The 12,917-nt window shown below is 70.5% G+C and carries 13 protein-coding genes; 7 read left to right on the forward strand and 6 right to left on the reverse strand.

The features are described 5' to 3' along the window. The first annotated feature begins 30 nt into the window (after nucleotides 1–30). The gene (locus SSP29_RS28650; protein ID WP_089103809.1) at nucleotides 31–2,259 is read left to right on the forward strand and encodes an MMPL family transporter; all 2,229 of its coding nucleotides are present in this window, start codon (nucleotides 31–33) and stop codon (nucleotides 2,257–2,259) included. A gap of 73 nt (nucleotides 2,260–2,332) precedes the next feature. On the opposite strand, the gene SSP29_RS28655 is transcribed toward SSP29_RS28650, so the two are convergent. Next, the gene (locus tag SSP29_RS28655) at nucleotides 2,333–2,986 is read right to left on the reverse strand and encodes a LuxR C-terminal-related transcriptional regulator (protein WP_089103684.1); all 654 of its coding nucleotides are present in this window, start codon (nucleotides 2,984–2,986) and stop codon (nucleotides 2,333–2,335) included. Continuing rightward, entirely contained in the window at nucleotides 2,974–4,125 is a 1,152-nt protein-coding gene (locus SSP29_RS28660) for a sensor histidine kinase (protein WP_089103685.1), read from the reverse strand. The genes SSP29_RS28655 and SSP29_RS28660 overlap by 13 nt, the downstream gene beginning before the upstream one ends. Nucleotides 4,126–4,304: 179 nt before the next feature. Between SSP29_RS28660 and SSP29_RS60060 the strand changes: the two genes are divergently transcribed. From SSP29_RS60060 to SSP29_RS28675, 3 genes are all read left to right on the forward strand, one after another. Then, a complete protein-coding gene (locus SSP29_RS60060; RefSeq protein ID WP_150135087.1) occupies nucleotides 4,305–4,727 on the forward strand; it encodes a hypothetical protein in 423 nt (140 codons plus the stop codon). Nucleotides 4,728–4,827: 100 nt separating this feature from the next. Continuing rightward, a complete protein-coding gene (locus tag SSP29_RS28670; protein ID WP_089103686.1) occupies nucleotides 4,828–5,223 on the forward strand; it encodes a hypothetical protein in 396 nt (131 codons plus the stop codon). A 74-nt stretch (nucleotides 5,224–5,297) separates the two neighbouring features. Beyond that, complete coding sequence (locus SSP29_RS28675) at nucleotides 5,298–6,122, forward strand: SDR family oxidoreductase (protein WP_089103687.1); 825 nt, start codon at nucleotides 5,298–5,300, stop codon at nucleotides 6,120–6,122. A 129-nt stretch (nucleotides 6,123–6,251) separates the two neighbouring features. Here SSP29_RS28675 and SSP29_RS28680 read toward each other — a convergent pair whose 3' ends face one another. Next, complete coding sequence (locus tag SSP29_RS28680) at nucleotides 6,252–6,953, reverse strand: TetR/AcrR family transcriptional regulator (RefSeq protein WP_089103688.1); 702 nt, start codon at nucleotides 6,951–6,953, stop codon at nucleotides 6,252–6,254. 480 nt (nucleotides 6,954–7,433) lie between these two features. After that, nucleotides 7,434–8,480, reverse strand: a complete 1,047-nt coding sequence (locus SSP29_RS28685) for a cyclase family protein (RefSeq protein ID WP_089103689.1) — start codon at nucleotides 8,478–8,480, stop codon at nucleotides 7,434–7,436. A gap of 194 nt (nucleotides 8,481–8,674) precedes the next feature. Here SSP29_RS28685 and SSP29_RS28690 point away from each other — a divergent pair, with 194 nt between their 5' ends. Together SSP29_RS28690 and SSP29_RS28695 are read left to right on the forward strand one after the other, a co-directional pair. Beyond that, nucleotides 8,675–9,073 carry a nuclear transport factor 2 family protein gene (locus tag SSP29_RS28690; RefSeq protein WP_089103690.1) on the forward strand — a complete coding sequence of 133 codons (399 nt, stop codon included), beginning with the start codon at nucleotides 8,675–8,677 and terminating at the stop codon, nucleotides 9,071–9,073. Between the two features lie 73 nt (nucleotides 9,074–9,146). Next, nucleotides 9,147–9,539, forward strand: coding sequence for a nuclear transport factor 2 family protein (locus SSP29_RS28695; RefSeq protein WP_089103691.1), 393 nt, complete (start codon nucleotides 9,147–9,149; stop codon nucleotides 9,537–9,539). A 184-nt stretch (nucleotides 9,540–9,723) separates the two neighbouring features. Here SSP29_RS28695 and SSP29_RS28700 read toward each other — a convergent pair whose 3' ends face one another. Then, on the reverse strand, nucleotides 9,724–10,290 hold the full coding sequence (locus SSP29_RS28700) for a GtrA family protein (RefSeq protein ID WP_150135090.1): 567 nt from the start codon (nucleotides 10,288–10,290) through the stop codon (nucleotides 9,724–9,726). A 272-nt stretch (nucleotides 10,291–10,562) separates the two neighbouring features. Between SSP29_RS28700 and mftR the strand changes: the two genes are divergently transcribed. Further along, nucleotides 10,563–11,195: a mycofactocin system transcriptional regulator MftR gene (gene mftR, locus SSP29_RS28705; protein ID WP_089103692.1), complete on the forward strand. Its 633-nt coding sequence runs from the start codon at nucleotides 10,563–10,565 to the stop codon at nucleotides 11,193–11,195. A gap of 44 nt (nucleotides 11,196–11,239) precedes the next feature. Here the strand turns inward: mftR and mftG are convergent, their stop codons facing one another. Continuing rightward, nucleotides 11,240–12,814, reverse strand: coding sequence for a mycofactocin dehydrogenase MftG (gene mftG, locus SSP29_RS28710; RefSeq protein WP_089103693.1), 1,575 nt, complete (start codon nucleotides 12,812–12,814; stop codon nucleotides 11,240–11,242). Between the last annotated feature and the right edge of the window lie 103 nt (nucleotides 12,815–12,917).

Genomic DNA, 12,917 nt, shown 5'->3' on the forward strand with positions numbered 1-12,917 from the left:
GGAACCGCTGATGTGGAGGCTTCCCTCGTCATGGCAACTGTCCTGTATCACCTGGGCCGTGCGGCCTTTCGATGGCGATGGTTCGTCGTCGTCCTGTGGGTGGCGGTGCTGGGCGCCGTCGGATTCGCCGCCTCCAAGGCGCCCGCAGCCGCCGACGAAGGCTTCACGATGCCCGGGATCGAGTCCCAGAAGGCGTTCGACCTGATGGAGCAGCGCTTCCCGGGGACCACGGCCGACGGGGCGAGCGCGCGCATCTTGTTCATCGCCCCGAGCGGGGAGAAGGTGACCGCGGCCGGCAACCGGGCCGCGATCGAGAAGCTCGTCGACGAGGCGGCCGACGGCTCACAGGTCGCCGCCGCCGTCGACCCCTTCCAGGCCAAGGCCGTCAGCAAGGACGGTACGACGGCGTACGCGACCGTCTCCTTCAAGGCGACGGCCGACGACCTCGCCGACGCGAGCAAGAAGCACCTGGAGTCCGCCATCGACGTGGCCCGGCAGGCGGGCCTGCGGGTGGAGGTCGGCGGCGACGCGCTGGCGACCCAGCCCGCGGCCGGCGGACCGGCCGAGGTGATCGGCATCGCCGTCGCCGCCGTCGTCCTGCTGATCACGTTCGGATCCCTCGCCGCCGCCGGTCTGCCGCTGCTGGCCGCGATCATCGGCGTGGCCGTCGGCATGACCGGGATCATGGCCCTGTCCCAGACCTTCGGACTGTCGGAGAACACCGGCACGCTCGCCACCATGCTGGGCCTGGCCTGCGGCATCGACTACGCCCTGTTCGTCGTCTCCCGCTACCGCGAGGAAAGCGCCAAGGGCCACGTACCCCGGGAGGCGGCGGGTCTCGCCGCCGGCACGGCCGGCTCCGCGGTCGTCTTCGCCGGGCTCACCGTCGTCATCGCGCTGGCCGGGCTCTGGGTCGTGGGTATCCCGATGCTCACCAAGATGGGGCTGGCCGCCGCCGGCGCGGTCCTCGTCGCCGTGCTGATCTGCCTGACCCTGGTCCCGGCGGTCCTGGGCTGCTGGCCGAACGCCGTGCTCTCGCGCGGCGCCCGGAAGAACTCCAGGCGGTACCGCAGGCAGCAGCGGAAGACCGACAACGGGGGCTCGCGCTGGGCCAGGGCCGTCGTCCGCCTGCCGCTCCCGGTGCTCCTGCTGGGCGTCGTGGGCCTGGGCGCGGTCGCCACGCCGGTGATGGACCTTCAGCTCGGCATGCCGGGCGACGAGGCCAAGCCCACCTCCACCACCGAGCGCCGCGCCTACGACGCGCTCGCCGAGGGTTTCGGCCCCGGCTTCAACGGCCCCCTGACGATCGTCGTCGACGCCAAGGGGTCCGACGACCCGAAGGCGGACGTGGCCACGATCACCAAGGACATCGCCGCCACCAAGGGCGTCGTCTCCGTCTCGGCCGCCCGCTTCAACCAGGCCGGTGACACCGCGGTGTTCTCCGCCACGCCCGCCACGAGCCCGACCGACCAGAAGACCAAGGACCTCGTCAAGACCATCCGGGACGAGCGTGCCGGCATCGAGAAGGACGCGGGCGTGTCCTTCGAGGTGACCGGCAAGACCGCCCTGGACATCGACGTCGCCGAGAAGGTACAGGCCTCGCTGGTGCCGTATCTCGCGGTGGTGGTCTCGCTCGCCGTCGTGCTCCTGCTGCTGGTCTTCCGCTCCCTGCTGGTGCCTCTGAAGGCGGCCTTCGGGTTCCTGCTCTCCGTCCTCGCGGCCCTCGGCGCGGTCGTCGCGGTCTTCCAGCAGGGGCATGGCGCGGACCTCCTGGGCGTGGAGTCCACCGGCCCGATCATGAGCATGATGCCGATCTTCCTGGTGGGCATCGTCTTCGGCCTGGCGATGGACTACGAGGTCTTCCTGGTCTCGCGGATGCGCGAGGCGTACGTCCACGGCGAGGAGCCCGAGCAGGCGATCGTCTCGGGCTTCCGCCACAGCGCCCGCGTGGTCGTGGCCGCGGCGCTGATCATGATCGCGGTGTTCTCCGGCTTCATCGGCGCCGACGAGTCGATGATCAAGATGATCGGTTTCGGACTGGCCGTCGCGGTCCTCTTCGACGCGTTCGTCGTCCGTATGGCGATCGTCCCGGCCATCCTCGCCCTGCTCGGCCACAAGGCCTGGTACCTGCCGAAGTGGCTGGCCCGGCTGCTGCCGAACATCGATGTCGAGGGCGAGAAGCTGAGCCGGAAGGTGCCCGTCCCGGCCGCCGGGACGGCCGACGAGTCGCCCTCCGTGGAGCCCGTCGGGGCCCGCTGAGCCGGGGAGGGGCCGCCTGCTCGGGGCGGCCCCTCCGCTGTGCCGCGGGTGGTGAAGTCGTCCTTCCGGACGTTCAGGCCTGCGGTGTGTGGGCCAGGTAGGCCAGGACGGCGAGGACCCGGCGGTGGCCGCTGTCGCTCTGCGGCAGGCCCAGCTTCAGGAAGACGTTGCCGATGTGCTTGTGGACGGCACGTTCGGTGACGACCAGAGTCCGGGCGATGGTCGCGTTGTCATGGCCCTCCGCCATCAGCTTCAGCACCTCCCGCTCGCGCGGGGTGAGCGAGTCCAGCGGCGAGTTCCTGCGCCGGGTGAGGAGCTCGGCGACGACCTCCGGGTCCAGTGCGGTGCCGCCCGCCGCCACCCGCTCCAGTGCGTCGAGGAACTCGTCGACCCGGCCCACCCGGTCCTTGAGGAGATAGCCGATCCCGTTGGTGCCCCCGCTCAGGAGCTCGGCCGCGTACGACTCCTCGACGTACTGGGAGAGCACCAGCACCGGCAGGCCGCGAATAGCCTGCCGCGCTTCCAGCGCGGCGCGCAGACCCTCGTCCCTGAAAGCGGGCGGCATCCGGACGTCGAGCAGGGCGATGTCCGGCCGGTGTGCCAGCAGCGCGGGCATGATCTCGGGGCCGCTGCCGGCGACGGCGGCGACCTCGTGCCCGGCCGAGGTCAGCAGGAGGACCAGGCCCTCCCGCAGGAGGGCGTTGTCCTCGGCGATCACCACACGCACGGCAGCTCCACTTCGATCACGGTTGGGCCCCCGACGGGGCTGGACACCTTTATGGTTCCGTCGAGAGCGGCTACCCGGCGCCGCATGCCGGGCAGCCCCGAGCCGGCGGCCTCGTCGGCACCGCCGCGGCCCTCGTCCCGGACCCGGACCCGCAGCCCGCGCCGGGCCCGGACCAGCCGGACCTCGGCGCGGGTGACCCCGCTGTACTTGGTCACGTTGGTGAGCGCCTCGGCCACCACGAAATAGGCCGCCGCCTCCACGGCCGCGGGCGCCCGCACCCCTTGGTCCAGGCCGCCGTCGTCCAGGGCGACCTCCAGTCCGCTGCTCGCTGCCAGCGCCCGCAGCGCGCCGGCCAGGCCGCGGTCGGTCAGGATCGGCGGATGGATGCCGCGTACGACGTTCCGCAGCTCCGCGAGCGCCTTCTCGGCCTGTTCCTGGGCCTCGTCCAACAGCTTGAGCGCGGTCTCCGGGTCACGGCCGTAGGCGCGTTTGGCGAGCCCGATCCGCATGGACAGCGCCACGAGCTGCGCCTGCGCCCCGTCGTGCAGATCGCGTTCGATGCGGCGCAGTTCGGCGCCGTGCGCGGCGATCGCGTCGGCCCGCGTCTGGGCCAGCCGCTCCACCCGGGCGGTCAGCAGCGCCTCCGGGGACGGCTTGAGCAGGGCGGTCGACCAGTCGGCCTCCAGGTCCGCGAGCCGCACGATCAGCGGCAGCACGACCGTCTTCCGGCGCAGCAGGCCGCACCACACGCCGTCGACGACCAGTCCCACCGGCCACAGCGGCACGGCGAGGGCGAGCAGGGCGCCGTAGAACCAGTAGGCCACCATCCAGCGCAGATCCCTGCGGGTGCCGGGATCCCGCACCGCGGTGGCCACCCGCTCGCGCACCGTCCCGGTCAGCGGGCGGTACACCTCGGGGATCTTCACGCCGGTCCAGTCGGCGGTGAGGTTCCGCTTGGCCCCCGCGATCCGCCGGACGAGCAGGACCGTCTCGGGCAGCAGCCAGGCACCGACCACGGCCAACGTACCGACGACGGTGATCAGCAGCACGGTGATGAAGATCCACGTGCCGAACGCCATGAGCGCCGTCAGAAAGAGGTGGGCAGTGGCCCTCCCGGCGCGCTGCACCGATTTCCACATGGCAGGAAGCTAAATGATGTAGTTGAGTGAGGCAAATATCGCTGCCCGGTGCGGTCCCAGGGTGTAGCGGGCTACACCCTCGGTTCGGGAGTCCGCGCCCGTGTCCCGACAGGTGAACGACGGAATCGTGGGAGGCCCAGACCACGAGAGCTCCGAGCTCCCCGCACCAGAGGAATGCGATGAAGCCGAAGTCGCTGTTCGCCACCCTGAAGTCGTTCGTCGCCGACCTGCTGCTCTGGTCGTTCTTCGTGGCCGGCATGGCCGCTTCCACAGGGGCCGGCGCGGTTCTGGACGGCACGGACAAGAACGTCGCCAGGCTCGCCGGCGCCGCCGTGTCGCTGCTGACGGGTACCCGCATCGCGAAGAAGCCCAGGATCAAGGCGTTCCTGTCGACACGGCCGGTGCTGTGGTTCCTGTTCCTGTTCAACGGCGCCGTGGCCGCGGCCTCCTACTTCCTCGTCGACGGTGTGAAGGGCATGGCGACCGCCGCCGCGATGGGCCTGGTCGCGCTGGGAGCGCTCGGAGGACTGGTGACAGGCCGCCACAGGGTCAGGGACGAAGCCGGTCGGCTCGTACCGGACACCCGCGTCACCAGCAGGTAGGGACCGGATTCCGGTCCTGGCACCGCGATCCGCCACCCGCGCTCAGCCGGCCACCGGCTCCACCCACATGCACCGGACGGTACAAGGAAAGGACACACCCATGACCGCACGCCGCCGCCATCGCGTCACTGCCGTCGCCACCGCCGCAGCCGCTGTCGCGCTGACCGCGACACTCGCCGCAGGCTGCGAGTTCGACGACTCGCTGGACTGCCTCTCCAGCGCCGACACCATCGCCGACAGCGTCACCGCCATCCACACGGCGGGTGCGGACGCGATCGAGGATCCCTCGCGGACCCAGGAGTCCATCGACACCATCGAGAAGAATCTCGACAAGATCAACGGCAAGACGGACGACAACAAGGTCGGTGATGCGGTCGATGACCTGAACAAGGCCATCGCGAACTACAACAAGGCCATCCTGAACGGCGACACCGACCCGGACAGCAGCAAGATCGACGCGGCGGCCGATCGGTTGAAGGACATCTGCACGTCGTGAACGGGTGCCCTGGACACGGCCGCCTGCGAGACACTCGTCCTCAGTGACAGGTGTCTTTCAATGAGGAGTGACGCATGACCACGGTAGGTATCGCCACCGGCGCCGCCAGCGGGACGGGAGAGGCATGCGCCAGGCGCCTCGCCGACGTGGTGGATGTGCTGTTGCTCGCCGACGGGAACGAAGCGGCGGTGGCCGCGGTCGCGAAGGACCTGTCCGGCCACGGGAAGCGGGCCCTCGTCGAGCCGTTCGCGGTCGATGTCACCGACCGGGAGGACCTGGCCCGGCTCGCCGACCGGGTCAGGGCGGCCGGCACGCTCCGGGCCGTCGCGCACGCCTACGGCATCCCGCCCGAGGAAACCGACTGGCGCCGGATCATCGAGGCCGACTTCGTCGCGGCGGCGCTGCTCACCGACACGCTCCGGCCGCTCGCCACGGCCGGTACGGCGTTCGTCTACCTGGCCTCCGTGTCTCCGCTGATCGCGCACATCGAGCCCGATCCGGCGGTGGCGGCCGTCCTGGACGATCCGTTGCAGGAGGACTTCCTCGACCGTATCCGGGAGGTGGTCGGACCCGCCGTCGAGGATCCGGCCTGGGCGTACCCGTGGGCCACGTACGGCGTGCACCGCCTGACCCGCGCGGAGGCCGTACGGTTCGGCCCCGTGGGCGCCCGCGTGTGCTCGGTGTCGCCGGGTGCGATCGACACCCCGGAGACTCGGCTGGAGGCGGCACGGTACGCGTCGATTCGACAGCTCATCGAGCACACGCCACTGGGCCGCGTCGGCCGGTACGAGGAGGTCGCCGCCGTCGCGGCCTTTCTGCTGTCGGACGAGGCGAGCTTCGTGAACGGCGTCGACATCGTCGTCGACGGCGGCCTGTGCGCCTCGCTGCGAGAGGACTGACGCCGGAGGAGACGCGCTAGGACCGGTGCGGGACGACGCGTCCCGCACCGGCACTTCCGGCGGGCGACGTCGGGACAGGGACCCGCTGGGGTCGCCGTGCGCTCGGCGGGGCGGCCGGCGCGCCTGTCATCAGCCGGCGGTGGCCTCCCACTCGGCCTCGGGGTCGAGTGGCAGCCCGGGCCGGTCGCGCTTGAACTCTTGTGCCTGTTTCTCGACCTTGGGCAGGGCGTGATCAGGCGCGCCGAAGCCGCGGAACAGGGTCGCGCAGTACTCATGGGACAGGAACTGCGCGTCCCACTGCCCGTCCGGCTTCACCCACTGGTACGTGTGGTTGTGCAGGTTGAGGAACTGGAGGGTGGCCAACCGGGGCGACATGGTACGGAACATGCCCTGCTCCATGGCCTGCGAGAGCAGGTCCGAGATCAACTGCTCGAAGTCGGAACGCTGGGCGAGGAGGGTCTTGAGCTCGTCGCCGCTGAGACTGCGATAGTCGTGTTCGTAGACCCAGATGTGGTCGAGCCTGCGAAAGATGATCGTCAGAAGCGACTCCGACAGCAGACGCAGGCGCAGCAGCGGGTCCATGTCGAGGTCCGCGATCTGCCGCGCGCGGGACAGCAACGGCCCCATGACCCGCGACTGGATTTCGACCAGCAGGTTCTCTTTCGAGCCGATGTAGTAGTACAGGGCTCCCTTGGCCAGCCCGACCGCGCGCCCCAGGTCGTTGATGGAGGTCGCGGCGTACCCTTGCTGAGCGAAGAGGGAAGCCGCGATGTCAATGATCTTCTGGCGTCTGACCTCGAAGCCCGGTCCATGGCCTGGCGGTCGTGGCATGGATTCACTCCCCGCGTGATGTGGCGACATGTCGATGGGGATCGACTCCCGTGCCCACGTCGGATGCCTTTCGGTATATCCGGGGGAAGCGGACCACGGGGCGCCGCTTGCTTTTACTGGACCAATCGGTACATTAAACCATGAAAACCCGCCGTCTCAAGCCCGCAGCGTCTGCCGGAGCATGGCAACGGCGCGCCGGGCCCACGGAGCCGGTGCTCCGGCGCACCGGCATCGGCTCCGGACGCCTGGACGACGTGGCGCAAATGTACCGCCGCAGGTGACGCATCCGACGGTTCGAGGACCGGGTATCCGAACTCCACGAACCCTACAAGGCGACGGAGTTCCCCGGGTTCCCGCATCTGTCGACAGGGCAGCAGGTCCGCCGCCGGGATCCGGGCCGCCCCTGGTGCGTCCGCCGTGGGCCCGGCCGCTCGGGCAGGACTGGTCGGGCCCACGGCGGACCCCGGTCGAGTCCGTGGTTCAGACGGTCGCGACCGGTGTCAGCGGACTGCCCTGGGTGCCGGGCAGGTTCAGCGGGGGAGCCGTCAACAGGAACCTGCTGCGGCCGTGCTCGCGCAGCCAGCCGGCCAGCTCGTGCAAGTACCACAGTTCGCCGAGGGGGACGCCCAGCTTGAACAGGCACAGGTGGTGGATCGGCAGCAGCGTGTGCGGACCCTGGGCCTGTGTGACGCCCACGCCTTCGACGGCATAGTTGTCCGCCACCAGCGCCGAGATCTGCGACTCGGTGATCCATTCGAGCAGCGCCGGGTCGTCGGCGTCCAGATAGGCGGCGGTCTGATGGATCGCCACGGGGTCGGGGTTCTTGCCCCAGGCGAGAATCTGGGTGGCGAAACCGGTGTGCAGCAGCAACATGTCGCCGGGTTCGACGACGACGTTGTCCGCGGCCATGATGTCCTGAAGGGTCTTGAAATTCACCGCCTGGTAGCCCGTGCCCAGGTGGTGTGCCAGGTCGACCAGGACGCCCCGGCCCTGCACGCCGTGCTCCGCCATGTGTTCCAGGCCCAGGTGACGGGCGTGGCTGAGGCTCCCGCTGCCGTCGCCCTTGGCGTCCTCCTGCGGCCCGACGATGTCGGTGCCCGCGCGGTATCCGTTGTAGTAGACGGGCTCGGCCACCCCGTCGCCGTCGGTGTCGAACTCGGCGCCCTGATGGGCGAGGGCGTCCCACTGGGTCGAGTACTGCAGCCAGAGGGTGACCACGTCGTCGGACCACACGTCGATGAGCTCGGGTGCGATCTGTTCACGTGCGACGACGTTGTAGAAGACGTCCTGCTTGTGCGCCAGGTCCTCGGTGGGCCTCAGAATCGGCGGATAGCGGCGCTGGTTCATGGCCGAGCCGCCGGGATAGTCGAGCGGCAGGCTCAGGCTGAAGCTGATTCCGTGCTCGACCTCGCGCACGCCCTGGAGGACTTTCTCGGAGGTCAGCAGGTTGATGCGGCCCAGCTCGTCGTCGTCACCCCAGTCGCCCCACGTCGAGCCCGGCGGACGCTGCTTCCAACGCTTCGTCACGATTACGCCTCCTTCGGCGACAGTCCCGATGACAGCCGTGGGCATGCTATTCAGATTGTACCGATCGGTCAATGAGTTGGGTTTAATGCGAATGACCTCTCCCTTTTCCCTCTGGGGCAGTAATAGACTGAGTGGTCGAAAGAAGTGGTGGGGTGCTGCTGCCGAGCGCAGGCCCGTCCGACCTTGGAGAGAGAATGAGCGAAGCCGCACAGGCGTGGGTCGCAGAGGGCGTGCGCGCCGTGATCGGGGCCCACGCCCAGGCGCAGGACGCCGGCCGTACCGACGAGGTCGTCGCGTTGTACACGCCCGACGGCGTTCTCGAGGTGCCGGGCATGGATCCCGTCGAGGGTCACGACGGGATCCGGGAGGCCTTCAAGGGCTGGGCCCCGACCCGGCCGCAGCTCCACGTCGTGACCAATACCGTCGTCACCTCCGCCGCCGAGGACGAGGCCACGGCGGTGAGCGACGTGGTCTTCTTCCTGCGCGCGGAGCCGGGCTGGGCACCACAGCTCGTGGGCCGCTACGACGACACCTTCCGCCGCGTCGACGGTACGTGGCTGTTGCACCGTCGCAGGACCACCTACCAGGCCTAGCTTCCCGCCTCGACGCACTCCGCCCATCGACGCACTCCGCCCATCGAATCCGCCCCGGGAGAGAAGAAGACAGATGACCATTTCCGCCGAAGCAGCCCTGGCCGGTGTACAGACCGCCATCGCCGCCTACGCTCACGCCATCGACGCGGGCCGCACCGAGGCCATCCCCGACCTGTTCACCGAGGACGGCGTCGCCGAGATCACCGGTCAGGGCACCTTCGAGGGCCGGGAGGCCATCGGCAAGGCCTACGCGGCGTTCACGCCGCAGGCTCCGCAGCTGCACCTCGTCGGCAACACCCTCCTTACCTCCCCGCCCGGAGACGAGGTCACCGCCAGCAGCAACCTGGTGTTCTTCGTCCGGGGCGAGGAGGGCTGGGCCGTCCAACTCGTCGGGACCTACGAGGACACCCTGGTCCGCGTGGGTGACGAGTGGAAGTTCCGCAGGCGGGTCACCACCTTCAAGTAGCCCCGAACGCAGAACGGCCGTGCCGCCGACCCACTCCCCGTCCGGGTCGGCGGCACGGGCTCGGTCTTCCCTGTGTCCGGCCCGGCGCCGATCGGCACCCCGGGGACTCGGCGTGAACGAACTGGCGCCGCAACAAACCGAGTTCGCCTCGGATTTCGCTCCGCAAGAGCACGCCGGGCGGCTGTCAGGAGGGGACGGGGACTGCCATCGTGTGTGGACTGCGGAGCTGTGTCTCCGGCCCCGCCGGGTGTTCGTGATGTTGCGGCGCCGCGCCGGTGCGTTTGCGCTCGGCGAAGACCCACAGGCGCAGCACGGCGAATCGCCCGATGCCCGCGAGCCCGGAGGCACTGAGGTAGACGACCTGCTCCCACATCACCCCGCTGGACGGCCGCACGATGTGCAGGACGAGCACCGCGGCCGAGGTCAGGGCGTAGGCGGCGGTGGCCGAACCGGCCGACTGCCAGTGCTGCCGCCACCCGGCACGCCGCCCGGTCCCGAAGGTGAAGCGTGCGTGGAGTTCCGTGCACAGAAGGGTCGTCGCGACCGTCACCAGCGCGTTCGCCACCACCCAGGGCATCGAGAGGGCGAACAGTGTCACGGCCGGGCCGGAGGCGAGGCCGACACCTCCGCCGCACGCCACGAACCGGACGAACGAAGCCAGCGGTCCAGGGGTGTCCGGAGTCCGGCGCGGCACCGGCACGAACGACGCCGTCCGTGCCGTCACCGGCTTCGACGAGAGCGTCGGGGTCATGGCGGTTTCCTTCCGGACGGAGCGTTGCGAACCGCGGTGAGCGGCTGGTTTCCACGATCCCGTCGCCTGCGGATCCGAACGAGGACGTGGGCTCCCCGACCGGAGGTGTAGCCAGCTCCACCGAGGCAGCTGAGAACCGGGCCGAGGACCGGCACGTGTCCCTGTCGACCGGTCGAACCGCCCGGCGAGCGCGTGCCCGGCAGGCCGCCCGCCGGACCGTGCATCATGTGCGGTGCCGGTGCCGGTGCTGGTGCCGAAAGAGAGGACCGCGGATGAAGGCGCTCGGGAGCGACGCGGCGGCCGGTGCGGCAGCGATCCGAACGGGCCGGCCCCGCGCGACGTCGCGCGCCGTACTCGAACGACTGGGCTTCGAACTGTTCGCGCGGCAGGGGTTCGACGGTACGACGGTCGACGACATCGCCGACGCGGCGGGCATCGGCCGCCGCACCTTCTTCCGCTACTTCGCCTCCAAGAACGACCTCGTGTGGGGCGACTTCGAAAAGCAGCTGGCCAGGTTGGCGGCCCCGCTCGCGGCGGCTGATCCGGATGTGCCGATGATGGACGCGTTGCGCAAGGCGGTCGTCGAGTTCAACCGGTTCGACCCTGCGGTGGTGCCCTGGCACCGGCAGCGTATGAGGCTCATCCTGCGGGTGCCGACACTGCAGGCGGACTCGGCCGTGCGCTACGCGTCATGGCGTGCGCTCGTCACCGAGTTCGCCGCGCGGCGCCTGAACCGGCCCGTGTCCGACCTGCTGCCCCGGCTGATCGGCAGTACCGTCCTGGCCGCGTGTGTCGCCGCGTACGAACAATGGCTCACCGACGAGGACGCCGACCTCTGCGGCCTGCTGGATCTGGCCATCCGCCAACTCGCTGCCGGATACGGGGAGTCGGCTTTTCGGGCGTAGTGCCGATCACGTAGCGAGGCCGGGGCCGCGGACGCCTGGGCGGTTCAGGCCAGACCGCGCCGCATGGCGTCGGCGACCACCTCGCCGACGAGGACGGCGGTGGCCGCCGGTCCCCGCAACGGGGGCGTCGGCAGGATCGAGGTGTCCGCGACCCGCAGACCGTCGACGCCGTGCACCCTGCCGTAGGGGTCGACCGCCGCCCGGGGATCGTCCGCGGGGCCCAGGGGGACCGTGCCACAGGTGTGATGCGCGGTACCGAGATGCCCGAGGATCCACTGGTCGAGCAGGAGGTCGTCCTCCAGCACCGGCGCCATCGGCTCGACGAGACCGCAGCAGACCTCCCTGAAGTCACTCGTGTCTGCCAACTCGGCAGTGACGCGGACCGCTTCGCGCATGCGCCGCCGGTCCGCCGCGGTCGCCAGATAGCCGTAGGAGAGGCTCGGCGGTGTCGCGGGATCTGCGGAACGGGTGCGCATCCGGCCGCTCAGCCGCGGTGTCTGCACGGAGACGAGGAACGCCAGAGGCGCGCCGGGCACGGACACCTTGCCGCGGGTCAGCCCGGCCATGGGGACGAGGGACTGCAGGATCTCCAGGTCGCCCGGATGGCCCCCGTCCGAAGAGCTCAGGTGCAGGACCCCGCCGAGCCATGAGCCGGAGGGCGCCACCATGGGGCGCCGGGGCACCCACTCCAGGACCACTTGGGGGTGGTCGCCGAACCTGGCTCCGACGGCGGGAGCGTCCCTGACGACGGCGATCCCGAGGGCCTCCAGGTCACGGCGCGGCCCGATGCCCGACAGGTGCAGCAGCTGGGGAGAGCCGAACGCCCCCGCGCAGAGCACGACTTCGCCGCCGCGGAGCACCCTGCGGCGCCCGTGGCGTTCGACCTCCACGCCGGTGGCGCGGTGCCGTTCGACGACGACCCTGCGGACCGTACTGTCTCCTTCCACCCGGAGGTTGGGGCGGTCCAAGGCACCCAGCAGGTAGCTGATGCCGGTGTTGACGCGTACTCCGTCCACGGAGTTGGACGGCACCGGGCCGAACCCCGGTGGGTCCTGGGCGTTCTTGTCCGGGTCCGCGGGGAAGCCCAGCCGATGCGCGGCCGCCCGGAACGCGACGGCGGCGGGATGGCGCAGTTCCGTGCGACGGACGCGTACCGGCCCGCTGGCGCCGTGCAGTGCGTCGGCACCGTGGTCGAGGTCGGTCTCCAGAGCGCGGAGAAACGGAAGCACCCGGTCGTACGACCAGACCGCGCCGCCCACGTCCGCCCAGCGTGCGAAGTCGGCCCGCCGGGCGCGGACGAAGTACCCGCCGTTGACGGTGGTCGAGCCGCCGAGCCAGCGCCCCCGGACGACCCGGTACGGACGCGTCGGGGTGAGGTGTACGTCGTACGGCAGGAGGGCCGGGTGACCGGGCTGTGCGCCGGGCACGAGCCGCGCGTCCAGCAACTCCGGTGCGAACGCCGACGAAGTACGCGGCACAGGGCCCGCCTCCAGCACCAGCACGGTGCGGCCGGGGTCCTCGCTCAGCCGTGCCGCGAGAGCGGCCCCGCTGCCGCCGGCGCCCACCACGATGACGTCCGCGCTGCCTGCCCGGTTGTTCCCGTGCTCCGTCCGCCTCATGGACACGTGATTGAAGACGCACCGGCCTCCGCGCGCGGTGACGTGTCCCGCTGACCGGGACAGCCTCGGGCGCCCGGCGCACCGGTGACCTAGCGTCAGGAAT

This window comes from Streptomyces hyaluromycini (genome assembly GCF_002217755.1).
GTDB lineage: Bacteria > Actinomycetota > Actinomycetes > Streptomycetales > Streptomycetaceae > Streptomyces > Streptomyces hyaluromycini.